This is a genomic window from Rhizobium sp. CFBP 13644, assembly GCF_014842165.1.
GTDB classification, from domain to species: Bacteria; Pseudomonadota; Alphaproteobacteria; order Rhizobiales; family Rhizobiaceae; genus Agrobacterium; species Agrobacterium tumefaciens_C.
In genome coordinates this window covers 38,769-64,070 of the sequence record NZ_JACYVF010000007.1, presented here as the reverse complement: position 1 = coordinate 64,070, position 25,302 = coordinate 38,769, and the positions used below count along the sequence as shown (strand labels likewise).

At 56.6% G+C, this 25,302-nt stretch carries 30 protein-coding genes and 1 pseudogene; 18 read left to right on the top strand and 13 right to left on the bottom strand.

The window, feature by feature from the left end:
* Window position 1 precedes the first annotated feature (1 nt).
* The 5 genes from IFT53_RS16980 to IFT53_RS16960 all read left to right on the top strand — a co-directional run bounded on the left by IFT53_RS16980 (window position 2) and on the right by IFT53_RS16960 (window position 4,715).
* Complete coding sequence (locus IFT53_RS16980) at window positions 2-628, top strand: uracil-DNA glycosylase family protein (RefSeq protein WP_192067698.1); 627 nt, start codon at window positions 2-4, stop codon at window positions 626-628.
* A gap of 63 nt (window positions 629-691) precedes the next feature.
* Complete coding sequence (locus IFT53_RS16975; RefSeq protein WP_082453455.1) at window positions 692-1,834, top strand: TDT family transporter; 1,143 nt, start codon at window positions 692-694, stop codon at window positions 1,832-1,834.
* 63 nt (window positions 1,835-1,897) lie between these two features.
* Window positions 1,898-2,518, top strand: coding sequence for a DsbA family protein (locus IFT53_RS16970; RefSeq protein ID WP_062450615.1), 621 nt, complete (start codon window positions 1,898-1,900; stop codon window positions 2,516-2,518).
* A 422-nt stretch (window positions 2,519-2,940) separates the two neighbouring features.
* Complete coding sequence (locus tag IFT53_RS16965) at window positions 2,941-3,342, top strand: DUF305 domain-containing protein (protein WP_062450614.1); 402 nt, start codon at window positions 2,941-2,943, stop codon at window positions 3,340-3,342.
* Window positions 3,339-4,715 (top strand): YncE family protein, encoded by a 1,377-nt coding sequence (locus tag IFT53_RS16960; RefSeq protein WP_062450613.1) that lies wholly within the window; start codon window positions 3,339-3,341, stop codon window positions 4,713-4,715. Before IFT53_RS16965 ends, IFT53_RS16960 begins: the two co-directional genes overlap by 4 nt.
* 99 nt (window positions 4,716-4,814) lie before the next feature.
* On the opposite strand, the gene IFT53_RS16955 is transcribed toward IFT53_RS16960, so the two are convergent.
* The 8 genes from IFT53_RS16955 to IFT53_RS16920 form a co-directional block, all read right to left on the bottom strand.
* Entirely contained in the window at window positions 4,815-5,594 is a 780-nt protein-coding gene (locus IFT53_RS16955; RefSeq protein WP_062450612.1) for an anti-sigma factor family protein, read from the bottom strand.
* A complete protein-coding gene (locus tag IFT53_RS16950) occupies window positions 5,591-6,097 on the bottom strand; it encodes a sigma-70 family RNA polymerase sigma factor (RefSeq protein WP_062450659.1) in 507 nt (168 codons plus the stop codon). Before IFT53_RS16950 ends, IFT53_RS16955 begins: the two co-directional genes overlap by 4 nt.
* A gap of 57 nt (window positions 6,098-6,154) precedes the next feature.
* A complete protein-coding gene (locus tag IFT53_RS16945) occupies window positions 6,155-6,577 on the bottom strand; it encodes a hypothetical protein (protein ID WP_062450611.1) in 423 nt (140 codons plus the stop codon).
* Window positions 6,578-6,753: 176 nt separating this feature from the next.
* The gene (locus tag IFT53_RS16940; RefSeq protein WP_062450610.1) at window positions 6,754-7,560 is read right to left on the bottom strand and encodes a universal stress protein; all 807 of its coding nucleotides are present in this window, start codon (window positions 7,558-7,560) and stop codon (window positions 6,754-6,756) included.
* Between the two features lie 217 nt (window positions 7,561-7,777).
* On the bottom strand, window positions 7,778-8,215 hold the full coding sequence (locus IFT53_RS16935) for an EamA family transporter (protein ID WP_065700825.1): 438 nt from the start codon (window positions 8,213-8,215) through the stop codon (window positions 7,778-7,780).
* Complete coding sequence (locus tag IFT53_RS16930) at window positions 8,212-8,406, bottom strand: fluoride efflux transporter FluC (RefSeq protein WP_052496826.1); 195 nt, start codon at window positions 8,404-8,406, stop codon at window positions 8,212-8,214. The genes IFT53_RS16935 and IFT53_RS16930 overlap by 4 nt, the downstream gene beginning before the upstream one ends.
* A gap of 55 nt (window positions 8,407-8,461) precedes the next feature.
* Window positions 8,462-9,148, bottom strand: a complete 687-nt coding sequence (gene scpB / locus IFT53_RS16925) for an SMC-Scp complex subunit ScpB (protein ID WP_062450609.1) — start codon at window positions 9,146-9,148, stop codon at window positions 8,462-8,464.
* Between the two features lie 2 nt (window positions 9,149-9,150).
* A complete protein-coding gene (locus IFT53_RS16920) occupies window positions 9,151-10,104 on the bottom strand; it encodes a DUF1403 family protein (protein WP_062450658.1) in 954 nt (317 codons plus the stop codon).
* A 123-nt stretch (window positions 10,105-10,227) separates the two neighbouring features.
* On the opposite strand from IFT53_RS16920, the gene IFT53_RS16915 reads away from it, so the two are divergent.
* The 6 genes from IFT53_RS16915 to IFT53_RS16890 all read left to right on the top strand — a co-directional run bounded on the left by IFT53_RS16915 (window position 10,228) and on the right by IFT53_RS16890 (window position 14,220).
* A complete protein-coding gene (locus IFT53_RS16915) occupies window positions 10,228-11,361 on the top strand; it encodes a site-specific integrase (RefSeq protein WP_192067696.1) in 1,134 nt (377 codons plus the stop codon).
* Between the two features lie 347 nt (window positions 11,362-11,708).
* On the top strand, window positions 11,709-11,996 hold the full coding sequence (locus IFT53_RS16910; protein WP_192067694.1) for a type II toxin-antitoxin system Phd/YefM family antitoxin: 288 nt from the start codon (window positions 11,709-11,711) through the stop codon (window positions 11,994-11,996).
* Window positions 11,993-12,370, top strand: a complete 378-nt coding sequence (locus IFT53_RS16905; RefSeq protein WP_192067693.1) for a type II toxin-antitoxin system VapC family toxin — start codon at window positions 11,993-11,995, stop codon at window positions 12,368-12,370. Before IFT53_RS16910 ends, IFT53_RS16905 begins: the two co-directional genes overlap by 4 nt.
* Before the next feature lie 7 nt (window positions 12,371-12,377).
* Window positions 12,378-12,626 carry a type II toxin-antitoxin system Phd/YefM family antitoxin gene (locus IFT53_RS16900; RefSeq protein ID WP_192067691.1) on the top strand — a complete coding sequence of 83 codons (249 nt, stop codon included), beginning with the start codon at window positions 12,378-12,380 and terminating at the stop codon, window positions 12,624-12,626.
* Window positions 12,623-13,750 carry a site-specific integrase gene (locus tag IFT53_RS16895; protein WP_192067689.1) on the top strand — a complete coding sequence of 376 codons (1,128 nt, stop codon included), beginning with the start codon at window positions 12,623-12,625 and terminating at the stop codon, window positions 13,748-13,750. The genes IFT53_RS16900 and IFT53_RS16895 overlap by 4 nt, the downstream gene beginning before the upstream one ends.
* A 23-nt stretch (window positions 13,751-13,773) precedes the next feature.
* Window positions 13,774-14,220 (top strand): hypothetical protein, encoded by a 447-nt coding sequence (locus tag IFT53_RS16890; RefSeq protein ID WP_192067687.1) that lies wholly within the window; start codon window positions 13,774-13,776, stop codon window positions 14,218-14,220.
* A gap of 219 nt (window positions 14,221-14,439) precedes the next feature.
* Here the strand turns inward: IFT53_RS16890 and IFT53_RS16885 are convergent, their stop codons facing one another.
* Complete coding sequence (locus IFT53_RS16885; protein ID WP_192067685.1) at window positions 14,440-15,078, bottom strand: hypothetical protein; 639 nt, start codon at window positions 15,076-15,078, stop codon at window positions 14,440-14,442.
* A gap of 50 nt (window positions 15,079-15,128) precedes the next feature.
* On the opposite strand from IFT53_RS16885, the gene IFT53_RS16880 reads away from it, so the two are divergent.
* The 4 genes from IFT53_RS16880 (at window position 15,129) to IFT53_RS16865 (ending at window position 18,673) form a co-directional block, all read left to right on the top strand.
* Complete coding sequence (locus tag IFT53_RS16880; protein ID WP_192067756.1) at window positions 15,129-16,022, top strand: hypothetical protein; 894 nt, start codon at window positions 15,129-15,131, stop codon at window positions 16,020-16,022.
* 283 nt (window positions 16,023-16,305) lie between these two features.
* Window positions 16,306-16,488, top strand: coding sequence for a hypothetical protein (locus IFT53_RS16875; protein ID WP_192067683.1), 183 nt, complete (start codon window positions 16,306-16,308; stop codon window positions 16,486-16,488).
* Between the two features lie 215 nt (window positions 16,489-16,703).
* The gene (locus tag IFT53_RS16870; protein WP_192067681.1) at window positions 16,704-17,564 is read left to right on the top strand and encodes a hypothetical protein; all 861 of its coding nucleotides are present in this window, start codon (window positions 16,704-16,706) and stop codon (window positions 17,562-17,564) included.
* A 5-nt stretch (window positions 17,565-17,569) separates the two neighbouring features.
* Window positions 17,570-18,673: a hypothetical protein gene (locus IFT53_RS16865; RefSeq protein WP_192067680.1), complete on the top strand. Its 1,104-nt coding sequence runs from the start codon at window positions 17,570-17,572 to the stop codon at window positions 18,671-18,673.
* Between the two features lie 311 nt (window positions 18,674-18,984).
* On the opposite strand, the pseudogene IFT53_RS16860 reads toward IFT53_RS16865, so the two are convergent.
* A pseudogene (locus IFT53_RS16860) lies at window positions 18,985-19,178 on the bottom strand (DDE-type integrase/transposase/recombinase); the annotation flags it as partial.
* Window positions 19,179-19,476: 298 nt separating this feature from the next.
* Here IFT53_RS16860 and IFT53_RS16855 point away from each other — a divergent pair.
* Window positions 19,477-20,466 carry an AraC family transcriptional regulator gene (locus IFT53_RS16855; RefSeq protein ID WP_192067678.1) on the top strand — a complete coding sequence of 330 codons (990 nt, stop codon included), beginning with the start codon at window positions 19,477-19,479 and terminating at the stop codon, window positions 20,464-20,466.
* Between the two features lie 60 nt (window positions 20,467-20,526).
* Entirely contained in the window at window positions 20,527-21,735 is a 1,209-nt protein-coding gene (locus IFT53_RS16850; protein WP_192067676.1) for an MFS transporter, read from the top strand.
* Between the two features lie 52 nt (window positions 21,736-21,787).
* On the opposite strand, the gene IFT53_RS16845 is transcribed toward IFT53_RS16850, so the two are convergent.
* Both IFT53_RS16845 and IFT53_RS16840 read right to left on the bottom strand, forming a co-directional pair.
* Window positions 21,788-22,453 carry a class I SAM-dependent methyltransferase gene (locus tag IFT53_RS16845; RefSeq protein WP_244656427.1) on the bottom strand — a complete coding sequence of 222 codons (666 nt, stop codon included), beginning with the start codon at window positions 22,451-22,453 and terminating at the stop codon, window positions 21,788-21,790.
* Complete coding sequence (locus tag IFT53_RS16840) at window positions 22,446-23,369, bottom strand: NAD(P)/FAD-dependent oxidoreductase (RefSeq protein ID WP_192067674.1); 924 nt, start codon at window positions 23,367-23,369, stop codon at window positions 22,446-22,448. Before IFT53_RS16840 ends, IFT53_RS16845 begins: the two co-directional genes overlap by 8 nt.
* A 131-nt stretch (window positions 23,370-23,500) precedes the next feature.
* Between IFT53_RS16840 and IFT53_RS16835 the strand changes: the two genes are divergently transcribed.
* Window positions 23,501-23,959: an Rrf2 family transcriptional regulator gene (locus tag IFT53_RS16835; RefSeq protein ID WP_192067673.1), complete on the top strand. Its 459-nt coding sequence runs from the start codon at window positions 23,501-23,503 to the stop codon at window positions 23,957-23,959.
* Window positions 23,960-24,251: 292 nt separating this feature from the next.
* Here the strand turns inward: IFT53_RS16835 and IFT53_RS16830 are convergent, their stop codons facing one another.
* Window positions 24,252-25,205: a hypothetical protein gene (locus IFT53_RS16830; protein ID WP_244656426.1), complete on the bottom strand. Its 954-nt coding sequence runs from the start codon at window positions 25,203-25,205 to the stop codon at window positions 24,252-24,254.
* Between the last annotated feature and the right edge of the window lie 97 nt (window positions 25,206-25,302).

Below are 25,302 nucleotides of genomic sequence, written 5' to 3'. Positions count from 1 at the left end.
GATGACCTATCGCGGACCTGATACGCTCTGGCACGAGCATCGACGCGAGGAGCGGTTGGCCGCGCTTGACAGCGCGCATATGCAGCCATTGAACGCCTTCCGGGAGCACCTTCAGCTTAACTCCGACCGGGATATGCCGAACTTCGATCCCTACGATGGCGGTATCAGCGCAAGACTGCTGATCCTTTTGGAGACGCCTGGACTAAGTCCGGTTGAACGCGGCCAGCGTTTCGTTTCGATCGATAACCCGACCGGCACGGCGAAGAACCTGCGCAAGGCACTGACTGGCGCAGGGATATCGCGCCGAGACATCGTTCTGTGGAATACGGTCCCGTGGGTCCGCGCAACCCGAAGCTCGATCGTGGCCAGCGAGCGGCGCGAGGGCATCATGGGACTTGCAGGCCTCCTGCCGCTGCTGCCGAACCTACGTGTCGCCATCCTGGCGGGCGCGGTGGCGAGCGGTGCTGAAGGGGTATTGGTGGATGCCGGCCTCGAGGTGATCCTCTGCCCCCATCCGAGTCCGACGCTGATCAATACCTCGCCGACGCTGCGCGACCGCCTTCACGCGGCTTTCGAAGTTGCCGCCGCAAAACTCGATCGATCGAAAACGGCGATCGAAATATCCTGAACTATACGTTGGAACTGATCGATGTACCCACGTATTTTCTCCTCAACGATCAGGAGAAATTCGATGCACAAGATTGTTGCCTTCAAGAAGCCGGTAGCGCCAGCTCCGGATGTTCCTATGCAAGGCCATGTCATACGGAACTTTACGCCAAATTGGTTCGCGACCACGATGGGCACCGGCATCCTTTCGGTCGCTCTCGCACAGTTTCCTGGGCATCCGTGGCTTTTCGCGATCGGTCAGGCGCTTTGGCTCTTCAATATCCTGTTGTTTGCCATCTGCACAACGCTCTACACTGCACGCTGGCTGCTCTATTCTCATGAGGCAAGCCGCGTCTTCTCGCATTCTGTCGTGTCGATGTTTTTTGGCTGCATCCCGATGGGACTGGCCACGATTATAAATGGCTTCCTGATCTATGGCATCCCGCATATCGGCGACACGGCGGTGGCAATCGCAACGACGCTGTGGTGGATCGACGTCACACTGTCGCTGGCCTGCGGTCTTGCAATCCCGTTCATGATGTTCACGCGCCAATCGCACTCGATCGACCAAATGACGGCGGTATGGCTGCTGCCGATCGTGGCGAGCGAGGTGGCGGCCGTCAGCGGTGGCCTGCTTTTGCCCCACATCGCCGACGCTCAAACGCAGTTGACGGTGCTGATGACCAGCCTGGTGCTATGGGCCTGCTCGGTTCCGCTGGCCATGAGCGTGCTTGTGATCCTTTTCCTGCGCATGGCGGTCCACAAGCTTCCGCATGTCAACATGGCCGCCTCGAGTTGGCTGGCTCTCGGCCCGATCGGAACCGGTGCCCTTGGTCTTCTCGTCATGAGCCAGACCGGACCCGCCGTGTTGTCGGCGAATGGATTGGCGAGCGTTGCTCCGGCCTTCGGTGGCGCCAGCTTCCTCGGCGCGATCCTCCTGTGGGGCTACGGCATCTGGTGGCTGGCGACTGCTGTCCTGATCACCCTGCGCTACCTTCGCGAGGGCCTGCCATTCAATATCGGCTGGTGGGGCTATACCTTCCCGCTTGGCGTGTTTGCCGTCGCCACGCTTCGTCTCTCAACGATGGTGCCGATGTCGTCTATCGCAATCCTTGGCGCGGTTCTTGTTATAGCACTTGTCTGCATGTGGCTGCTGGTCGCGGCCAAGACGATCAAGGGCACTCTCGACCGCTCGCTCTTCGTCTCGCCCTGCCTCAAGGCCGACTGATGATCGAAACACTCCGGCAGTGCTCATGGCGGAGTGTTTTTTTGTAACCGAACAGGAGAAGACATGACGTTTCGTATGATGGCCGTGATCGTCGGCATTGCCTTAGGATGCGTGACATCGGCCGAGGCCGAACCCGTGCAGGATTTGATGACCCCGGCCGTATTCCAGGACAGCTTCGTTGGGCAGAAGACCGCTCCAGTCACGCTGGTCGTCTATTCCTCCCCAACCTGCAGCCACTGCGTCGACTTCCATGAACGAGACCTGCCGAAACTGCTGGATACATATGTCGCATCGGGTAAGTTGAAGATCGCGTACCGGCCCTTCGTGCGAAACTCGGTGGATGCCGTCATCTTCATGCTGGCGAATGCGCGGGGCCGAGACAAATTCGACGAGACGGTATCGTCCTTCATGACGAAATTCGATGAGATTGCCGGCGCCGCCAATGCCGAGGATGCATTGCGCGAGATCGCCGGTAGCATGGGCATCGACCGCACGGGTTTCGATCGCGCTGTCGCCGATCAGGCCTATCTCGACAAGCTCAATGCTGCGACAACCGAAGCGAACAAAAAATTCGGAGTCGCCGGCACGCCATCGTTTTTCGTCAACGGCCAACAGGTTCGGATTAAAATGAGTTTCAACGAGGTCGCCAAAGCAGTCATGAAAGCCACCGCCAGCCTGGAGTGAAACCAAAATCTGAGAGTGGCGGAATTCCCTGTAGGAAGTTTTCCTACGATCGACCAGGCTGGTTTTCCTCTGAAAAGACAGACGACTGGGCGCCGTCGTCGAACGGCTTAGAATGTCTGCTTTTTCGCCCTGTTCCAACCGGCCGTTCATTCTCCATACCGCAATCCGCTGCGAGTATCGTCCTTCAGACATCGTTCACAGGCAGATTGGATCCAACGCGCGTGATCCTCTTGGCGGCATATGAACAAGCCGTATTTCGGCACGCCTCGAGTCACCATCCGCGTTCCGTCGTTCTTCGCGCAGACCGGCATAGCACCGCGCGTGCCAACCGCTCACGCCGACGTGAGAACAAATACGGATGAGCAGTGGAATAAACGGCGACCCACAGCGTTCTTATCCACTAAAGCCAAAAGGATTCCGCCATGCGCGTTTACAGTTTCATACTTGTTGCCAGTTTTGCCATTGTGGGAAGTGCAACTGCTGAGCAGTTCCACGACCACCAACCGGCGATGAGCATGGAGGATAGCGGCCCTTCAACTGCGTTCTCCAAAAGCATGAAAGTGGCCATGGACAAAATGCATACCGGCATGATGGCGGTACCCGAAACAGGCAATCCAGACTACGATTTTCTGGCGCAAATGATCCCGCATCACCAAGGCGCCATCGACATGGCCAAGGCAGTGTTGCTCACCACCCAAGATCCGCAAATCCGAAACCTCGCCCAGTCGATCATCACAGAGCAGGCTTACGAAATTCAGTTGATGAATTCGATGCTCACACAACAGCGCGGCTCCGTCGCCGCCAACCCGGAGACTTCGAAATGAAACGTTCCGCAGCCCTGCTGATCGCCTTGATGGCGAGCACGCCAGCCTTTGCCCTGCCCGAATCCAAGGACCGGGTCTATGCTGCTGACCAGAACAGCAACACCGTATCTGTCATCGATCCATCGACCAACACGCTTCTCGGCCTGATCAAGCTCGGCGACCCACGCCCGAATGTCTTGAGCCCGCTTTACAAGGGTGAGGTCAACGTCCACGGCCTTGGCTTCTCGCCGGATCACCGTACCATCGTCGCCGTCTCGACGGTGACCAATTCCGTGACCTTCATCGATACCGCGACAAACAAGATCAAAGGTGTCGCCTATATCGGCCGCAACCCGCACGAGGCCTTCTTCACGCCGGATGGCAAACACGTCTGGGCAACCGTGCGTGGCGAGGATTACCTTTCGGTCATTGATGCGAAGACATTCAAGGAGACCGATCGCATCAAGACCGAGAGCGGTCCCGGCATGACGATCTTTACGCTAGACGGCAAGCGCGCCTTTGTGGCCAACAGCTTCAATCCGGTCGTTCAGGTGTTCGATGTCGCGTCGAAAAAGCTGCTTGCATCCATTCCGGTGGTATCGCCATTCTCGCCGTTCATTCAGGTGACGCCAGATGGAAAGGAAGCCTGGCTAACCCACAAGGATGTCGGCAAGGTGACGCGAATTGATACCAAGACATTGAAAGTCAAGGGCGTGATCGATAGCGGTCCGATCACCAACCATCTGGCGTTCGCCGACACATCCGCCGGAACTCTGGCTTATGTGACCATCGGCGGCGAGAACGTCGTGAAAGTCTACACGCTGGACGACGAGGCTAAGCTGATAGCCACCATTCCCGTCGGCGCCTTGCCGCACGGTGTCTGGGGTTCGGGCGACGGCAGCCGCGTCTTTGTTGGCCTCGAAAATGGCGACGCGGTGGACGTGATCGACACTCAGAAGAATGAGAAGATCGCCCATATCCCCTCCGGCCAGGCCCCACAAGCGCTGATCTACGTTCCGGATGCGGTCCCAACAGGCGATGGCCGCCAAAACCTTGAATCACGCAAGGACATGCCGGAGAACATCACACTCATGCTGAAGCCTGCCGCAGATGCGCAAGGCGGCGGAATGGTCGTCTCGCGCAATCTTGGCCTGATCGATATCGTAGATCTCAGCGTTTCGAAATTGAAGCCGGACACGGCCTATGCCCTGTTGTTCGAAGGTCAGCCGGAACCGATCGTGGCGTTCAAGACGGATGCCAAAGGTGCCGCGACGGCATCTGCCACCAGTCCGACCCGCTCCATCGTTAAACCGGGCGAAGCCTCCAAGACACCTAAGGTTATCCTCGTTGAGGGAACAGAACCGTCCGCAAATGCGGTCTTGCAGAGCAACTAACAGTTTGACTACCTGTTATGGGCAACCCCAAACCAAGCTGACTGCGGCGTTCTTACAATGCCGCAGTCATTTTTGACACCGCACTGAGATTGACCGGATTCAAATCATTCCTTGATAGATCGCAGTTGCGATCGGAAGGAGCTTTGCCCGATCGACCGAGGCGGATACCGCGAAATCGAACCCCTGATCCACCCAGACAAAACTGGACACGCCGTTTTTCTCTTCAAACGTGAACGCTGTCTGCGCTGATTGGCCGGCGCGTAGATAAACGGCCAGCCTCTCGCCTTTGTCATCCTCGTACATGAGTTGTGCAGCCGCAGCGCCACCGCCCGGAAGGACGCGTCCGCCGAGCAGCTTATACCCGAATGCCGAAAGGTTCGGTGGCGTCAGTGCCCGGCCGGATCGCTTCGACAGCCATGTGACCAGATGTGCCTCGTCATCCGCTCCAACTTCGACCGGATGGGCTACTTCGACCACGAAGGTCCGATAGGCGTCAGATGCATTCGCGGCAAAACCCGCCTCGGACAATCGCGCTGCGTTGATTTGCACGCCTTCAGGCTTTAGCCACCAGCCACCGGCCAGGCCTATTCCCAGGAAGATGCAAGCGGTCATGGCGGAGCGATACCAGACTTGTCTTCGCAAAGCTGCGTTGGACTGAAGGTTGGCGATGCGCAGCCGCGCTGGAATGGGCTCTGCGAATTTTTCAGACAGCCGCACACGTAAGGCTTCCCGGTCCGCAAGCTGTTGCGTGACCCTTGCGCTCACTTCAGGATGACCAGCAAGATAGGCGTCGACAAGCGCCTGACGGTCAGGCGGTAGCTTTCCGTCGATGTAAGCCTGAAGATCATCTTCGCCGATCGGCGAACCGGTGTTCATCATTTTACCCTTCGCAAGGTCACGGGCGTCTTGTTGTCGAGAATGGATCGGAATTTCTGCCTGGCGCGCGACAGCCGCGACATCACGGTTCCGACCGGAACACCAATGACGGCGGCAGCCTGCTCATAGGACAGATCCTCGACGCCAACCAGAAGCAGAAGCGATTTTTGATCGTCGGAAAGCCTATCGAGCGCTTCGAGTATATCGCGTACGGCGATACCATGATCCTGTTCGGCGGGTGATCCGGGGAGCGTGACGGTATCGAGCTCGTGGTGTGGCCCCCGTCGCTGGGATTGGCGTCCAGCCGAAATGTGCAGGTTTCGCATGATGGTAAACAGCCATGCCCGCAGGTCGCCATCGGTCCGACGCAGATACCAGCGTGATATCGCACGCTCGAGGCAATCCTGCACGAGATCGTCGGCGCGGTTGTGATCGCGCAGAAGCGCGAAGGCATAGCGTCGCAATGCCGGTATTTCCGCCTCCAGTCGCATCGCCATTGTCGACATCATCAGCCCTTCGGATCGGTGGCCATACCGGGGATGCTGGCATGGCCACCATTCGGCTTACTTTGCAGGCGGGTTAACCTGCCAGATTTCGTCGACAAGTTTTCCGTCACGATAGGTCATGATATAGAGAACGGGAACCTTGTTCTTGCCGGCAAAGACAACATTTGCTGCAACGGTCGCGCCCTTAGGATTGGCTGCCTCCCAGACTTCGCCGACTGTGGCGGTCTGTTCGCCCTGTGCCGTCGAGAATTTGGTCCAGACTTCAGCTATCGCCTTTTCCGACGCATATGTGCCGTCGAGCGGACCACCAATCCAGGCAAGGGAAGGATCCTTACCGTAGTCCTTGGTGATTGTCGCGACATCGCCCTTGGCGATTGCTTCGATACGGGTTTTGGCCATGTCCATGGCAGGACCAGCAAAGGCTGCACCGGTGCACATGAGAAAAGCGAGCGGCAGAGCCATCAGAGCTGTTTTGCGCATAGTATAATCTCCTTGTTGAAATGACAGGAGAGAGACGCTGGCAATCACGCGTTATTCCACCCGGCAGCAAAATAATTTTTTCCTCGCTCACCGCGCTCAAGGATATTGAACTCCCTTTGGCTGGTAGAACGGATTCCAAGGGCGAAGTTCTACAGGAGGATGTGTCGTACGTAGGCCTAATGGCTGAGAAACACGGGCAAACTTGTGTGATCCATCACTGTCTTCGTGGCCCCGCCAAAGACGGTCTCGAGGAATAGGCCATGACGGTAGGCGCCCATCAAAAGCGTATCCGCGCCGCCCCTATTGGCCTTCTCCAGAAAATCGTCGGCGTTTTTCGCCACGGAGGTCTGCAGCCGCCCTGTCCCGCTGACATGCAATGTCTGAAAGAACGCAACCGCCTCTGAGATGTCGTTCTCGTGTGCTGCGATAATTATCAACGTATCAGCAGCGCGGAGCCAAGCTCTGGCCTTTTGAAGGCAAGAACGTATTCCGTCATCGTCCCTCCAGAAAATGGCGATTGAGCGGCCGAAAGAAACCGGAGTGCCGTTAGTATCCGGCGTAAAAACCACCAGCCTATGGTGATCGAAGAGCGCCGCATGCAGGGCATCGCCGCCGTCCATCGATTGCGGGTGGGCGATGGTCACAAGATCGGCTGATCCAAGATGTTTGCGGACACCGTCTTCTTCTCCACCATCAGCTTCCACCCACTCGACCTTGGCGCCAGCCGGCGACGGTTCACGCCCTGCCGACCACTCCTCGAAGATCTTTCTGACCTCGTTCCGTCGCTGAAAGGCCGTGCCCTCATCGCGGATCCGCATTTCCTGCATGTCGACTTCCTCTACACTGCCTCCGATCTTGGCGGGATCGACGCAAACATGGAGCGCCGTGATTGTTGATCCCGGTTCGACCGCTGATGCAGCGTCGGCGATGAGCAGGCTGGAAAGGGCTGTTTTAGGATGTGGGATGAGTGCAACAACGTGCATGGTTTTCCTCCTGGTTCAGGTTTCCTGCGACGCAGCTTCCGCGTCTTTTTGTTCGTGGCTCCGAACAAGCGATACCATCATCGCCGTGCCGTCGTCTCCCATCGCCTCCAAACATCCTCCAGCCAGAATACGCGATCATCCTCGGGCAGAACCGGGGTGCCACGCGTACCAGACCTGCCATATCGGGAGGCAAAGTGGGTTCGACATCGGATCTGCTCTAGGCTCGGTAAGCGACGAGGATAGCGCCGCAGGCAATCAGGCAGACGCCAAGCCAATTGGGAAGCGACAGACGCTCCCCTAGAAAGAGTACGGCGAAGATTGCGACGAAGACGACACTGAGCTTGTCGATCGGCGCAACGCGTGCGGCATCACCGAGTTTCAACGCCCGGAAATAGCAGATCCACGACGCGCCGGTTGCCAGGCCTGATAGAACAAGGAATACCCAGCTACGGCCGGACACCGTACCCGGCGATTGCCAATTTCCGGTGACATAGACCATCATCCCGGCGGCCGCCAGAATGACGATCGTGCGAATGAAAGTCGCGAAATCGGAATTGACGTTTTCGACCCCGACTTTTGCGAAGATAGCCGTCATTGCCGCAAAGCCAGCCGATAATAGCGCCCAGAAGGGCCAGCCGAGAAAAATACTTTTCATGCCGTTTGACCTCCAGCCATACCACGCACCAGCACCATGCCAGCGAACATTGCAATGAATGCCAGGATGACAGAAGCGCTGGCGTAGAGGATGGCGGCGCTAGCCTCTCCCCTTTCCCAAAGCCCTACAGCATCCAGCGAAAACGTCGAGAAGGTCGTAAAACCGCCAAGAATGCCGGTTGTCAAAAACAACCGCAGTTCTTGCGGCAGCCCGATGTGCGCTACCGCGGCGCCAAGCCCAAACCTGTCAATCTTCCAACATGTCGTCTCCGGCGGCCGGGTCAGTATCCACGGCGCTACCCTGTTTACTCAAGAGACCAGCGTCTTCCAGCGCCTCGATGTTTGGCAGGTCCCGCAAGGTCTCCATGCCAAAGGCCGAGAGGAAATATGGCGTCGTGACATAGGTATATGGCGCGCCCGGCGTGGGGCTCCGTGGGCCGGAGCCGATAAAACCTGCACCACGCAAACCGCCGATCGTATCGCGGCTGACTTCCTTGCCAAATAACTTTGACAACTCACCGCGCGTGATCGGCTGGAAATATCCGACAGCTATCAGCACCATCGCCTCAAATTCAGACAACGCCGCCACACCGCCTCGCGTAGGCGCGAACGAAGCGCGGATCGTCTCGGCAAACCTTGGTCGGGTCCGGTGTTGCCACCCGCCTGCGACCGAGATCAGTTCATAAGGGCGATCTCGCAGCTCTCCGACCAAGTCGTCGATCAGCAGATCGACGCTGCAGTCTTTGCCGACCACCCGCGCCAGAGTCTCGCGGCTGACCGGCTCGGCGGACGCAAAAATGACCGCCTCGACGCGCATCATCCATTCCCGCCAGCGCATTTCCGACGGCAAGTCCAGTAGCTCGCGATCATACAGGAGCTCTTGCTTGCGTCCTCCGGCTTGACGGCGGGGTTTAGCTGCGCTCGCTCCTGCCATTGTCACAATCCAAATATTCGGAAGGAGGACCGGCCCGAGAGCTCGCGTATCGCCTCAAAGCCTTCGAGCCGCTCGAACAGCCGGTTTGCCGCCCATCGTGACAGGCTGGCCCCGGCTGCCGAAGCGGATACAGCGTCTTCGTTCAACAGCCGACGGATGACTGGTTCAGCTCCTCTGGTCCTGACTTTGGCTGCGATGGCCAACAAGCGGCTAGCGCGGCGATCGATCTCCGCAGCGGAACGCAGTGCCAGTTCGGCGCCATCGACAATCGCCATGCAGATTGCTTTCGAATAGGCTGACTCACCCGGCTTCACGCGACCCCGGCCACCGATGGTGCGGAAAGCTGGGCCAAAGCGCTCGGGTAGCAACAGGGGAACCGGTTGCGACCAGTTCAGCTTCTGAGCCAGCACCATCTCGCCAAGACCAAGTGCCAACACTTCTGTGTCCGGGCGAGCCGCAGAAATCGCCATTATAAGGTCCGCCACCGCGAAAGGTGCCGAACGTCCGGATTGGATGGCAGAATCGACAAGATCTGGGACCAAGGCAAGATCGTCGTCCCAACGGATCGATAGAAGCGTGGCCAATTCCTTAGTAAACGATGTGCCCGCCATGCCGATCCGGCGGGACAGCATTCGTGTGGCCAAAAACAGCTTCCCGGCAGGACCGGGATCACCGTCCACGGGCGTCAACAAAACGGCGTCCCGCAGCGCGGGCTCTTCCTCGTTGCGACCGAGCATCCTGGCCGCGACGGCGGCTGACTTGAGAGCAAGACGATCGCGCCAGCAGCCTATCCATGGTGTATCCGAACGGATTAAATCGTCGAGTGATTTCAGCGCGATACCTGCGGCAAAAGCAGCATCCCGCTCGTCAATGTCACGGCCACGCGCCAGCGCCCAGCTTGGGAGGTAGCCGGTCCATGTGGAGGTTGCAGAGAACGAAGATGTGATCGAATCCATACGCAGCAGCATAAATCAGATGTGCAGTTTGTGCTACTTTTTCGTTATAAACCGCACAGCCTATCGCGAAGATAAAACGTCCGATAATCTTGCATTATCGGACGTAATGCGCATTATAGAGAAATGGCCCAAATCATCGACCAAAACACCGAAACTCACGTCGAAGAGACCTCAGCGCCATCTCTCAGCATGGCGCCTGGGCGTAATGGTTCCGCGCCGGAGGCGTCGGGCGACAGCCCCCTCCCCTCTCTCGTCGGCGAGGATCAGACGCCAGCTCATCTCGCAGGCCTTGCTGATCGCGCCCGGGGTTATGTCGAAGCCGCCAGTTCCGCCAATACCCGCAAGGCTTATGCCTCGGACTGGAAACATTTTGCTGCTTGGTGTCGACGGTCCAATCTGGCTCCGCTCCCGCCACACCCGCAAACCGTTGGGCTCTATATTACCGCCTGCGCCTCCGGGACGGCAGAGAGAGGAGCCAAGACCAATTCCGTTTCCACAATCGAGCGCCGCCTTTCCTCCCTATCATGGAATTATGCGCAGCGCGGGCTCGCCCTCGATCGTAGGGACCGGCACATCGCAACTGTTATGGCCGGGATTCGCAACAGCCATGCCAGGCCGCCGGTGCAGAAGGAGGCGGTCATGGCAGAGGATATCATCGCCATGGTCGAGACGCTCGACCGCGGTTCGCTGCGCGGCCTGCGCGACCGTGCCATGCTGCTCATCGGCTTTGCCGGTGGTCTTCGCCGCTCCGAGATCGTCGGACTCGATTTGAAGACCGATCAAACGGAAGACGGTCGCGGCTGGATCGAGATCCTCGACAAAGGCATGCTTATCACCCTGCGTGGTAAAACTGGATGGCGAGAGGTCGAAGTCGGTCGCGGCTCATCCGACGCCACCTGTCCTGTCGTCGCGATCGAGACCTGGATCAAGTTCGCCAAGCTGGCTCATGGACCACTCTTCCGTCGGGTCACGGGGCACGGCAAAGCGGTTGGGCCAGAACGGCTGAATGAAAAGGAAGTGGCACGCCTGGTGAAGCGTGCCGCGATGGCGGCCGGCGTCCGCGGCGATCTCAGCGAGATCGAGCGCGCGTTCAAATTCTCCGGTCATTCCCTTCGTGCTGGCCTTGCCTCGTCTGCCGAGGTCGATGAGCGATATGTCCAGAAGCAACTAGGGCACGCGTCCGCAGAGATGACCCGCAGATATCAACGTCGGCGTGATCGCTTCCGCGTGAATTTGACCAAGGCTTCAGGGCTTTAGCTGGCCCCTCCCCTCCTCCGCATGAAATGGTAAGCGGAAATTTTGTTGTCGGAATTCTCGATTAGCGCTTCAATTGAAATTGGGAGCTAAAAGCCACACCGGCGTCGAAAGCCGGTCGCATCAGGGCTGTCATGCTGATTTTCGCGATATCGTAAGCCATTGAAATCATAATAAATGATTTGCTAAAGGAACTCCAGTTGAATATTAGAGTTCCTCACATTGTATGCTTTTTAGCTGGCGTTATAACCATCGATAAGTACCTCTTATCGAGCCTTATGTGTACGTTCTGATTGTACACTTTGATATCCCATGGTATAGTCGCTCCCATCCCGAACTCGGAGGTCGCTATGCCCCAGACCAGCTACAAAATCAGTGAGGCTCGCAAGAATTTTGCGGAAGTCCTCGATCGTGCCAATCAGGGCGAGGAAATTGTCATTATGCGCGGCAACGAGGTCTATGCCCGCATTGGACCCGCCATTGATGGCAACAAGCGTCCTTTTGGGCTTTTGCGTCATCGTGGTCTTCCCGACGACCTGTTCGATACTGTTGACGCCGAGCAGGCCGCGATCGACGCGGGCGAGTGGAGCGACGAGACCGGTGTCTGGCAGAACAAGTCTGGCGAAACCGGGCAATGAAGGTTCTGCTCGATAGTCATGCGATCTACTGGTGGGCAATAGGTAGCGAAAGGCTTTCTGTGCGGGCACGCGCACTGATCGAGGACAAGACGAATGTCGTTCTGGTCAGTGCCGTTTCGTTCTATGAGCTGGATAACAAGATGCGGCTGAAGAAGCTTGACCTGAAGCCACAGGAGTTGCGGGCAGCCGTGACAGCCAGTGGCCTGCAAACCCTTGCCATAACCGATCTGCACGCCGAGCTGGCAGCAAGCTTTGACTGGGACCATCGTGATCCTTGGGATCGCATTCTTGCAGCACAGACGAGACTGGAACATTGCGTCCTGATCTCAACCGATGTTGTGTTCGACACAGTGCTGCACGAACGGATCTGGTGAGGCACGGATGGAAGTGTTTGTCGAGATAGCAGAGGCGGCTGAACGGCTTGAAGATTTGATTGAGCGGGCGCTCCTTGGAGATGAGATCGTGATCTGTAGAGACGGGACGCCGACTGCCTCCTTGGCTCCGATCGATGAAAAAGAAAAGGCGATGGACAGGTTCCTGGCACTTGCCGCTGAAGGTCGCAAGAACGTTCCAGTCGGGGCCACATCCAACCACGACGACTTTTATGATGAGCATGGATTGCCGATATGAGTGGTCTTGATCGCCGCTTGCATGAGCTCGACACGATTGCAGCGGTCTTGCCGCTCGAGCGTCGGGATGAACTTGCGGAGCTTTTGACCGATCAGGATATCGAAACGCTTCGACATCTGGTCAACGAGGGGATGGGTGCCAACACGCTGCGGGCACTGACATCAGACCTTGCCTATCTGCAGGCCTGGTCCATTGCAGCAACCGGAGCCTCCCTCCCCTGGCCGGCACCTGAAGCTCTCCTGCTCAAATTCGTTGCCCATCATCTGTGGGATCTCGAAAAGCGTATCAGTGATCTGGGGCACGGAATGCCGCAGAACGTCGATCATCTCCTGCGCGAGCAAGGGTTTCTAAAATCTGTTGGGCCTCACGCACCTGATACGGTCCGCAGACGGTTGGCAAGTTGGTCGACGCTGACGAAGTGGCGCGGCCATCAAGGGGTATTCTCCTCCTCTGCCCTCAAGCAGGCGATCCGGCTGGCGGTCCGCGCCACGCCGCGTCCACGAAAACGCAAAAGCGCCAAGGCCGTGACCGGTGACGTCCTGGCAAAGCTCCTTGCGACTTGTAGCACCGATAGCCTGCGTGACGTCCGTGACCGGGCAATTTTGATGGTGGCGTTTGCCTCCGGTGGTCGTCGGCGCAGCGAAATCGCTGGACTGCGCAAAGAGCAGTTGACCGTCGAGGCGCCGATAGCGGGCGACAACGCCACTCCCCTCCTCTCGCTTTCGATTCACCTCGGGCGGACAAAGACGTCGGGAAGTGAAAACGATGACGTTGTTTATCTAACGGGCCGACCAGTCGATGCATTGAATGCATGGATGACGGCCGCGCGCATCGATAGCGGAAGCATTTTCCGTAAGATCGATCGATGGGGAAATCTGTCCAAACATGCGCTGGAACCGGGCGCCATCAACGCGATCCTGAAACAGCGTGTGGTTATGGCCGGGCTGGAGCCGGGGGAGTTTTCCGCTCACGGATTGCGATCCGGATATCTGACGGAGGCTGCGAACCGTGGCATTCCCCTCCCCGAAGCTATGGAGCAATCACGGCACCGTTCCGTTCAGCAAGCATCCAGCTACTACAACAATGCCACGCGGCGCAGCGGTCGCGCTGCAAGAATGCTGTGATCGAGAGGCTCGGAACTTAGTCCATGACAATCTTGTTCAAAACGACGATCACTGAAGACCAGGCATTTGCAAAGATCGAGGCAGCGCTGGATACCGGCCGCGAATACGACGGCTATTTCAGTGTCGCGGACGATGACGGGGAGACGCCTCTGTCGTGGGGTCCCTCAATGAGCGGTGAAGAATTTCTCGCAAACGTCCGAGAAATGCTGGAAGTGACGTGGAAAGCAGCTAGGTTTTGGGTTGTCTATGACCGTCGAGAGGATCGTGGAGATCCTGATGCCATCGCGATACGCAATGCAGCGTTTCGTATCACACGCGGATATAACGGCGTCGTCGTCGCTTCGTTAAGCCTCCTGGGACGGAAAGACGCTCTCCAAGATCTCGAACTGATTTTCGTCTGTTTCAAAGAAGATTTCCAACGTCGCAACTTTAGAATTCGCTTCGAGAACAAACCCATTACACCCCAGTGATGGCCAATCAATTTTGCGCCAATACCGGACATCGCGGCTGGCGCAAAAGTTCTCTATCCTGCGACGTTGCAAAAGTCAGGAAGACAAGTGTCGCTTTAATTGGGCAGAGCGTCCGAAAACTTCATGCTGCCTAATAATCCCGATTCGACCGTCATATGATCTGTGGATCTGCGCCGATCATCCTCGAACTCGAAGCGCTCAGCACGATTGGCGCAGCTGTTACTTGACCGAACCATCGAGATAGAGATCTTCACCTCGTTGCAGCCGCGTGAAAGTGAAATCGTCTTTTCTGAGAAAGCGGTCGAACCAGCCTAAAAGATCATCGGTGGTCGACGAGTTGCGATAGCCGACCAGCTTGACAGTCAGGGGGGCACTGAAGGCTATGTCAAAGGCCGTGTTGAACTGGGTGGTGCCTGAAAGCTGAACCAAAAACGTGCCGCCACCATGGTGACGCATGGAGATTTCCGCACGAGCGAAGAACTCGTCGCTGTAAGTGGAGATAAGGCCGGGGGCTTCCCACCAATCCTCCCCGGTCAAAGCGTTTCGAGTTCCTTCGCCTTGGAAGTCTGCCCGAATTTCTTGGAGACTGCGATAATCACGATTCTCAAAGCGCTTCAGCGGAATTTTTAGCCACTGTGTATCCAAACCCGGGTTCAACCACTGCGAGACGTCATCCTCGGGGTCATTGTTGGGATCGAAGAAGAATTTCGGAGATTTCACTTCTAAATTCAGGCCGACGTAGTCCTCCTCCAGTTTCTGACCAGGCCAAGATCCACTTGTGGCTCGCAAGGTGATGCGCGGTTCCTGGACTTTAAGGTCGAGCGGATAGCTCTGATAAACAAGCTTAAAATGTCCCATGCAGTTCTCCGGTATGAAAACTCCTCGTCGATTCCTGAAGATAGCGGTTGATGTTATACATTGCTATGACGCATCTTTCAGGAACGGACCGCTCGCAATTGCTGCCTCTGCCGGAGGCGGGGGATGATTACGTGGGGCAGGACAACCCGGTCCGTTTCATTGAGGCCTTCGTGGATGAGGGCAGTTTTGAGAAAAATGCTAAATGGAAGCTTGGTGGGAAATGTCATGTGGCCGTTGGAGCGGGTGGACCCTCGCCTCGGCGGGTCTACCGAAGGAGGAAAGACCGCCCGATGATTAGTCAAACCGCCCAAGGATGTTACGCAACTGTTTTAATGTTGCCACTGATATTTGGTACCGGAACGGCGAAAGCAACTGACATGTCTAAGTGGGTTGGAGAAGAGGACGCGTTCAAAGCGACGCCTATATGCGACAAGTCTGAGCTTGAAATTGCCATGCCTCCATACTCCACGCAAAACATCGTCTCTACCGAGGATATGTGCGGGAAGGTCTACATCTTCACCGATAGTGACTCTGGTGATAGGATCGCTTTCGCTGGCGCATTGATTTTTTATCCGGTGGTAGAAGCACAGAAATATTCCGCAGCACGGCGCCAGTTGATCGAAATGTTAGCCAAAGCAGGCGGAGGGCCAAATCTGCATCTAGAGCTTTCAAGTATTAAATCCGAAAATTTGCAAGGTTTCTTGTTCGAACAGATTGAAATGCGCGCAAATCGTATCGAAGGCCCAGCCGGATCCATGACCTGGGATGTCGGTGTCCGTGAGTTTGGTGAACAAACTGCGATTATCTTCGGCGGCGTGACAGATCTCGCTAACCAACAAGAGACACTCACAGACGAAGAAAAAAGATCTGCGGTCGAGCTATTAGATGAACTTTCACGATGGAAGAACGAAAGCCTCAACCATCTTGTAAGCGGAACTAAATAACCCTGATTGTCCTTCGGCATGCAGACGCCGTTTTCGGTCCTTCATATGAAATCACTCAGACCGAAAGGCAGGGAGACCATTGTGAGTGACATTCCCCTGCCCAAGGCTATGGAACAATTACGTCATCGTTCTCTCCAGCAAGCTTTTAGCTATTATAACAATACCACACGTCGCATCGGTCGAGCGGCCAGAATGCTATGATGGAATAAAGTGGACGGACCCTAGAATAGGCGGCACGACAGCTCGGTATAGAGCTGTGATCGACGTCACGCCGGATATGCTAATGGACGGCATTCGTAAGGAAGGCTCAGCCTATCGCTGGCAGCCAGGCGAGCAACCGGGAATTGGCGATATCGGCTGGCGGACGTTTGTGGGCGCCGAGTTCTGGGATCGTCTGCCCGATCAAACGGAATTAAATGAAACGCCGAATGTAGAAATAGAAAAATCGATAGCGTTCTTTGCATAACCGCTGGCGAGCGCCCGATCTGGGGTGACGTCAACAAGGGTGAAGATATTGGTGCCTACAAGACGTCTGCACGTTATCTTGCTCCTGTTCGTATGCCTCATAGCGCTTTGGAAGCCTTTGGCTTCGGTGGCAACGAAACGCCGGAACACAAGGACAAGGTCGAAGCTTATCTGAAACGTTTCGATTGATTCTGCTCCACAAAACTAAGGGTATCCATGTCCAGCGTCATCAACGAAGTCATAAAATTACAATCGGGCTCCACGCCGCTCTATCTCCGGTCTTTCCGGATTGACGTGCATTATTGCGCAGGGATGTTTCCTGACGATGAGCGGCAGGAGACCATTGAAGAGGCTTTTTCAGAGTTGCAGAATGCCATCCATCTGGGTTTTTTCTGCTGGGATTATTTCCCTAACCGCGAAGCGGCGGATGTGACGCTAGCGTGGAACGCAGATAGTCATATGACCGTCAATGTTTCAGGCGATAGCCTGCATTACAACGCGCTGGTGGCCACACTTCGGTTGATCATCAATCTCCACCACTCCAATCATGCTACATATGAATCGCTGAAAACATTGCTCGGTGATGATATAGACGCTTTGCCAAAGCCCATTACATTTCGCGAAAATGTGACTTCACTTGTCATATCGGAGATCGATGCCATCGACCAGCGCACCGTGACTACGCAAGATGTCCTTAGCTACGTCGAAGAGGGAATAATCTTTCCTAGCTACGCGCCGCTGCAAGGAGCTGTGAACGAGGATTTTCAAGACAGTGACGCTATGGAATTGGAACGGGTAATTATAACGTCGCCGACGGATGAGGCATTTCCACCCAAAAACCTCAAGAAGATAGAGGACTATTTTCTCCGCCTGGTCGACAGCGGCGTCTTTACCTCCATAGACAAGCTGGACCGACGACTTCGCGACGACGAAGCGGAGATCTTCAAACGTAAGCGTAGTGAAGTGATGGAGCTGCTTTTCGGCGATTACCAGCATCAGAAATATGGCGTGATAGAATTTTTGAATGTGGTGTCCGGCGGTGATATCAACCGCCTAGTCGTACGCGATGACGGTTGATGCCGATGTTGACGCTTCTCGAATGTGGTCTCTCAACTGCCTTTGCTTCCGGTATGGATGCGACGCAAGCCGCAATAGTGGAGGAGAAATCCGTCCTTTTTCGGTACGAAACGTTCATTGGCAGCGACTTTCAACCCCAGCTTTGCGCCTTCAGGGATAACAGCCGAATCGGGGAATTTGCACCTCGCTTGCGTGAGTTGGTGCAGGAGGCGACTGCCGACCTGGTAGCGCGCATTTCCGCGCTTGATGCGATTTCATCAGATTTGTACGGCCGAAGAGCAAAGTTGGTCATTGTCCTTCCGGAAATCGATGATGCAAGCGGGCTCGACAGGATTTCGCTTTCATCTCTGGGTCGAGACTTGATTGATGAAATGTGCAGTAGCTTGTCCAATGATTTAGGCCTTATCATCTCGGAAACTGTGATCCGGGCTGCCGGCCACGCAGGTGTCGGATCTGCAGTTGCCGACCACCTCATCGAGCCATCGCCTGAGCTCGCCGATATAGTTCTGGTTGCGGCAGTGGACAGCTACAATGACCGACAGCGCCTCAACCGGCTCAACGATCAGAAACGCCTCTTCACCAAGCAGAACCAATTCGGCTTCGTTCCGGGTGAGGCAGCCGGCATTCTTCTGTTCAAGAGGAAGACGGCCACGACGTCATCTTTGCAGGTCCTCGGAGCGGGACATATGGTGGAATCCGTCAAGGAAGATCAAGAGGCTGACAGTGTCTTTACCGCCCTCAGCGAAGCTGCGTTTACAGCCACTGAAATGGCCCTAAAGAGTAGCAACGAAAGATCAATCAGTGCTTGGATTGCGGACTGGAACAACAGTCGCTACCGTGCCACCGAGTTGTCTTTCGCCATTCACCGCCTTAACGCAGCCTGCTTGCAGGAGGGTCTTTCACCTGTTTATCCGGCATTGGAATTCGGTGATGTTGGTGCTGCCTATGGATGCCTTGCAATCATCTTGGCGCGTTCAGCGCGATCATTTCCGAGTATATTTAGTGTAGATCACGCAGAGGCTTCCGCAGCCCAAGAAAACACCTTTCTGGTGTCAGCGGGCAGCGTAATGAGTGGCTTGCGATCTGCTATGGTCCTATCAACAAGCTGATATTCTCAGTAGAGGTGAGGCTGGATTACAAGATGCGGCTGAAGCCGCGGGAGTTGCGGACATGGTATCCACATCCTGGCTACCGCTGAAGCTCATACCGACGAGACCCTGCCGGGCGTGGCGATCAGGATTCGACTTGCCCATTTGGTTTTGCACCATGAACTGGGTGCGGTCGGTAAGTGCCTTGCGGCGAGCGCGGTCGCCAGTCCGGCAAGAGGTGCCCGAAAGCTCAACGTTTGAGGTTGAGAGCCAGCGATGGAGGAAACATCCGCTGTGACTCCCGTCTCAACAGCCGGGCGCCGAGGTTTGATATCCACCCGAATAGTGGCCGGGTAACCAACTTGCCAACAAACCCGTTCAAGCGTCTGAACCACATCCTCGCCCTACTGAAGCGGGCATCGACCGCCGGCGAGAAACGCGAGAAGGTATCAACGACCGTCAAAACCCTGATCTTGCGACCCGTTGCCAGTTGGTCATGAACGAAGTCCATCGCCCAGACATGGTTGTCGGCGTAGCTCAGGCTCCATTGGCCGACAAAATCCAAACTCGAAATACCCGTACCCATCAAAACGCTCCTCAAATTGGAACGCAATGTCACGAACAGGCGCGTCGCGGGTCAATCCTGCAGGCTATGTTCCCAAAAGGTTCTTCGAGTTGGGTAAAATCGCAGCTTCGGGCCGACTGGGCCGTTTTGCAAAGCGATCAGTCACGAACCGTGTGCACCTCGAATTCCAGGATCGAAGACATACAACGTCGCGAATATCCTGATTGAAAGCCAGACGATTTGCCTATAGATTGCCGGAATGCTTGATCATTCGTCCCAAAAAACTCCATCGACAGATCTGCCCATGGACGCGCTCAGCGAAGTCTTGCGGGACTTTCGCCTGAGCGGTGTCAATTATGGGCGCTGTGAGCTGCGGCATCCGTGGAACATCGCGTTTCCTCAACAGCCGCTTTTACGCTTTCACTTCGTCAGCCAGGGGCCTTGCTGGATTTACACCGAGGCTCAGGGGTGGGAAGCGCTGAACGAGGGCGATCTGGTGCTGTTGCCACAGGGCATTGCGCATCGCCTGGCGAGTGCGCCGGATGTTAAGGGCGATTGTCGCGAATCTTGCCAGATTACGAAATTGGAAAGCAGCGTTTGTGAAGTTGTGCGGGAGGGAACGGGGGCCACCGCCACCCTGTTCTGCGGTTCCATGGCTTTGGGCGAGCACGCGCTTCATCCTTTGATTTCCTTGATGCCGCCCATCATCCGGGGCTGTGATGTGGCGGGGAATGACCCACTCATCGGGCCTTTGCTGGCCGCCATGTCAGTGGAGGCATCTCAGCCGCAAATGGGCAGCGCGACGGTTCTTTCGCGGATGGCGGATTTGTTGACGGCCCGGCTTATTCGCTGCTGGGTCAATTGCAGTGGCGCTTCGACCACCGGCTGGCTTGCCGCCATTCGTGACCCGCATATTGGGCGCGTGCTATCAGCCATTCACCGGGAGCCCGGCCAGCACTGGACACTGGAGAGCCTCGCTGTCGTAGCGGGTCAGTCACGGTCGATCTTTGCCGAGCGGTTCAGCGCAGTTCTCGGCGAAGGCCCGGCGCGTTATCTCGCGCGCCTGCGCATGGAGCTTGCTCGGGAGATGCTGTCTCGAAACGGCATGTCTGTGGCGGAAGTGGCAACCCGGTTGGGATATGAGTCGGAAGCCTCATTCGCGCGGGCGTTCAAGCGCGTGACCCACTCATCACCCGGCATTGTGCGTCGCAGCAATTCCGGACGAATGGACATGAATTTAGGATTTTGAGTTACATATCATCCTGGCTGGTCCGGCTATAGATGTCTGCAATGTAGGAGACATACAGAGATGACGGACACAACTTTACAGCTCGATGAGCCCATCAGCGATATTGAAGCGGCGGAAGACACCGCGTGGACAGCGGCGACCTGGCTTGCCGTGCTTTCCATGGCCGCGACCAGCTTTGCTCTGGTGTCTGCCGAGTTTTTGCCAGCTGGACTTTTGACGCCCATGGCGCGCGATATGGGAATCAGTGAGGGCACTGCGGGACAGGTCGTGACGGCCACAGCTTCCGTTGGTGCCATTACGGCTTTGTTCAGTAACGTGCTGATCGGCAAACTGAACCGCAAGACGGTGCTGGTTGCTCTGACTGCGCTTGCCGTCGGCTCCAACGTTCTCGCCGCCACGGCCAGCGAATTCTGGTTGTTGCTCGTCGGCCGCGCCGGATTGGGCATTGCACTCAGCGGTTTCTGGGCACTTTCCGTTGCCGTCGTCGCAAGGCTGGTTGGTACCAATGCAACCGGGCGCGGCATGGCCATTGTGACCCTTGGCGTCTCGCTGGCAACGATTGCCGCACCCTCCATGGGCGCATTGATCAGCGATTGGCTGGGATGGCGCACGGCCATGGCGATGACGGCCGGGCTTGCGCTGATCGCCATGCTGATGCAGGCCATCAGCCTGCCCACTCTGCCTGCAAGCACCAGCAACAGCCTGACCGACGTGTTCAAGCTGACACGGCGCAGGGGCATTCAGCTCGGCATGCTGGCCATTCTCTTGCTGATGACCGGACATTTCGCAGGTTCGATTTACGTACGGCCCTTTCTGGAGCAGGTGACGTTGCTTGATACGCAGTCGATCGCTCTTGCCCTGCTTGGTTTCGGCATTGCCTCCGTCATCGGCAATGTCGCTGGCGGACGGATGGCCGACGCGAGTGTTACGATGGCTCTTGCCGTGACCGCTGGCCTGATGGCATCTGCGGCGCTTATTCTGGTTCTCGGCGGAGCTTATGCGGCCATTGCATTCACGCTGGTCGCGCTCTGGGGCTTCGCCTTTGGCATGGCACCGGTCGTGCTTCCAACCAATCTTTCCCGCAGCGCGCCGGACGCCCTCGAAGCTACCGGCAGCCTGATGGTAGTCTCTTTCCAGGTCGCCATCAGCATTGGTGCCGTTGTCGGCGGCTACGTTGTGGACAACTATGGTGCCGCAGGGCCGCTGACCCTGACGGCCATACTGGCCGCCACGACCCTTGCACTGGCGCTCATCCAGCCTCGCGATTGAAGGCTTGAACCAAGGCAATCAATCCCCATCAGGACGCGTGTGCTGATGGGGATCATGCATAAGCTACCCACCCTCTGAAGCTGAAGGCCTGGTAGAATTGCGCAATTGCGGTGAACCCCGCTTGTCGCAGATGGGCCTCATCTTCTTCTGGTGAGCATATGGAGAGACGCTCTTTCATGGCAATTCTTGCCTCACCGCTCTTTTCACTATCGAATTGCGCCATCGCGCCAAAGTCGATGTGCCGATCAATCCAGAGCGTGCGGTCCGGTTCGTGCTCGGGAATGCTGATATGGGCAAGCACGAAAGGTGATCCCTGGTGCAGACGTTGGCGGATACCTCGGAGCGTTGCTGCGCGTTCGTCAAATGAGATGTGATGGAAGACCAGAAGGCAAACAGCACCGTTGAAGGGACCATCGGGGGCAGCTGAAATATCGCCAAGGTGAAAACGGATACGATCTGCTGCACGGGCTGCCGTTTCCCTTGCCAGGATGAGCATACTGGTTGAAGTATCGACCCCATCAAACAACCATCCCGGATGGTGCTCAGCCAGCGCATTCAGTTCAAGGCCACCACCTGCTCCAACAACAAGCACCTGTCCATTCGCCGGAACACGTTCTGCCAGAAGCAGCCCCGTCATGCGGTGGAGGTCATCAAGACCCGGAACGTTACGCCGTGCAGACTCTGCATACCCCGCCTGATCTCCATCGAATTTACCCATGAAAGCGCGCCCCTGACATCAACGTCCTGTGTGCATTGACGCCAGCCAGACTGCCATCACCGACAGCAAGCGCAACGGAGGCCATAGCACGTGCCGCGTCTCCACAGGCAAAGACACCGGGGATGGAGGTTTCCTTCATGGCATCGGTTTTGATCGTTGCGCCGAGCGGTCCCGGCTCCATTTCAAGGCCAAGCTGCTGCGGGATCGGCGTTGCAATCTCAATGGGAGCCAGCGCAAACAAGCCTGAAAAGGAAAAGACCCCACCGTTGGCAAGTTGGACATCAGCGTGCCCAGTGATCGCCTCGACACGGCCTTTCTCGACGATCACGCCACGAGCTGCCAGAGCTCCAAGCTGGTCCGGGCTGGGCTCGAATGCATCGTTGAAGAGCAGGGTTGTTGGCCCCCAATCAGGCAACATCAACGCATGGTGCATGGAAAGCGCAGAGCCCGCGATAACCCCAATCTTACCCTGGTTCAGCTCATAACCATGGCAATATGGGCAGTGAAACACAGACTTGCCCCAGCGCTCCGCCAGGCCATCGATGTCAGGAAGCTTGTCTTTCACACCGAGAGCCAGGATCAGAAGCCGGGACAGATGACGGGTCTTTCCAACCGTGACAGCAAAGGAAAAGGCTTGCGAACCCGCCTCGCCTTTTCGTTCGACAGAGTCGGCGCGCCCAGCCAGCCATTCGACCGTGCTGTACTTCATGACTTGTTCGCGCGCCTCTGCGGCAATGGCGGCGGGATCGGCACCATCTTGCGTGATGAAGCCATGCGAGTGCGACGCGAAACGGTTGCGTCTGAGGCCTTCATCGATGATCAGAACCTTGCGCCTGGCACGACAAAGCTGCATCGCTGCCGACAGCCCGGCATAGCTTCCGCCGATGATGATAACGTCGTGAATGGTGTCGCTCATAAACTTCTCCTGCTTCATGTAACAACATAAGTGCCATGATCGAAGCATGTCAACACTCATGATACTCCGATTGTATCGTGAGTGCGCTTCATGCTAATGTTGACGGGCGACCATTGAGTGGGGAACAGGACATGAGGCAAGACAGTCGACTTTCGCGGATGCTCCACGTTTTGATCCATATGGGACGCCATGATGGAGCCATGACATCCGAGATGATTGCGCAGATGCTGGACGCCAATCCTGTTGTCATCCGTCGCACCATGGCGGGGCTACGCGACGAGGGATATGTCAGCTCAGTCAAGGGTCATGGTGGCGGCTGGACGCTGGCACGTTCGCTCGAGGAACTTACGCTTCTCGACATCTACCATGCGGTGGGAGAACCATCGTTCTTTGCGATTGGCCCCGCCTATGACATGCCGGGTTGTCTTATAGAGCAGGCAGTCAACGGGGTGTTGAAAGACGTCTTCAACGAAGCGGAGGAACTTCTCCGCAAGAGGCTTGGCGGCGTGACACTTGCTGACGTGGCCAACGGTTTTCCCATCGCTACCGACCATGGTGGCGGCAAACAGTGCGCTTCTAAAGCGCAGTGATTTCACTACAGGCCAGGGCGGGCTTGCGTGAGGTTCCGCTACCGGCTTTCTGTCAGGTGAGAAACATCGGCCAGACTGATCATCCCGCGATTGCGAAAGAAATTGTCCTGACGAAGGTGCGTGATGCTGCCACTGGGTGCAGCGAAATACATAAAGCCACACGATCACGCCATCGTTCTCTCCAGCAAGCTTCCAGCTACTACACAATGTCTCACGCCGCAGCGGTCGAGCGGCCAGATTGCTGTGATGGAATAAAGTGGACGGACCCCGAGAATACGAATTGAGCAGCGTGTCAGTCGGATGTCGGTGGTTTGGCTGTATTGGCCATGACGAGCACATTGAAGCCCTCCCGCACATCAAACCTGTCTTCATCGAGCAGTGCATCACCATGCGCCTGCATAAACCATCTGGCAGTGTCAGCGTCGTAGAACTCGGTGATCGAAGCCCAGATCTTTGATTTGGCCTCTCTCAACACCTCCGGCTTTCCCAGCTTTCGTGTGTTGATCTGCACAAGCCTGCGTTTTGCGGGCTTGCCAGCATCGGAGACGAACACCGAGAGCTTGTCGGTGTGATAGCTTTTGATGCGGACTCGCAGCCGCTTAGGACGCGTTCTGTCGAAATCATCATTGATCGACTGGATGCGGGCTTCGATCTCGTCATCCTTGAGATGGGTTTCGGGCATCACGTCGCTGACGGGGATGAGATCATCGGCAAAATGCTCCTGCGCCACTTCGGCGGCGTGATGGGCATAGGCAAGATGCGTCACGGGTAGATCGGCAAGCCACTTGCGCCGCTGGGCGATGGCCATGGATTTGGCTGCCAGCTCTCCGAACTTCGACACGGTAAAGTTCTCCCGCTTCTGGCCGTCATTGGTCATCAGTGTGGCCTGCCACGCGTCGCCCTCGCGGGTCTCGATCCGGCGTACCCCGGAAATGCCGCTCTGGTTGTTCTTGCGCAGAAGAACGGCCTGCTCGTGATTGGTGGCGGGCGGTATGGCTTCGATGATCGCATCGCGATAGGCACGCGCCGCCGTGTACGCTGCTTCATCACAGCCGTAAACACTGTCCTTGAACAGGCGTACAATTCTTTGGCCGCGTCGTCTCAGGCTGACCCACCAGCCAGCACCACGACGCTCATTGGCGTCCTCGCGTTTCAGTCCATAGTTATCTGCGCCGTGCTTCGTCCCCGGGCTGTGTGCCTTCCTGCGGCTATTCCCTGCCCCACCGTCCATATCCACGAGCGCCATCACCGTGTCCCCTGACCTCAGCCTCTGCTTCAATTAGTCGGCAGATTAAGGCGAGTTTGGGACTGCGGAACCATTTTATACCGAGATGGTTGTACAA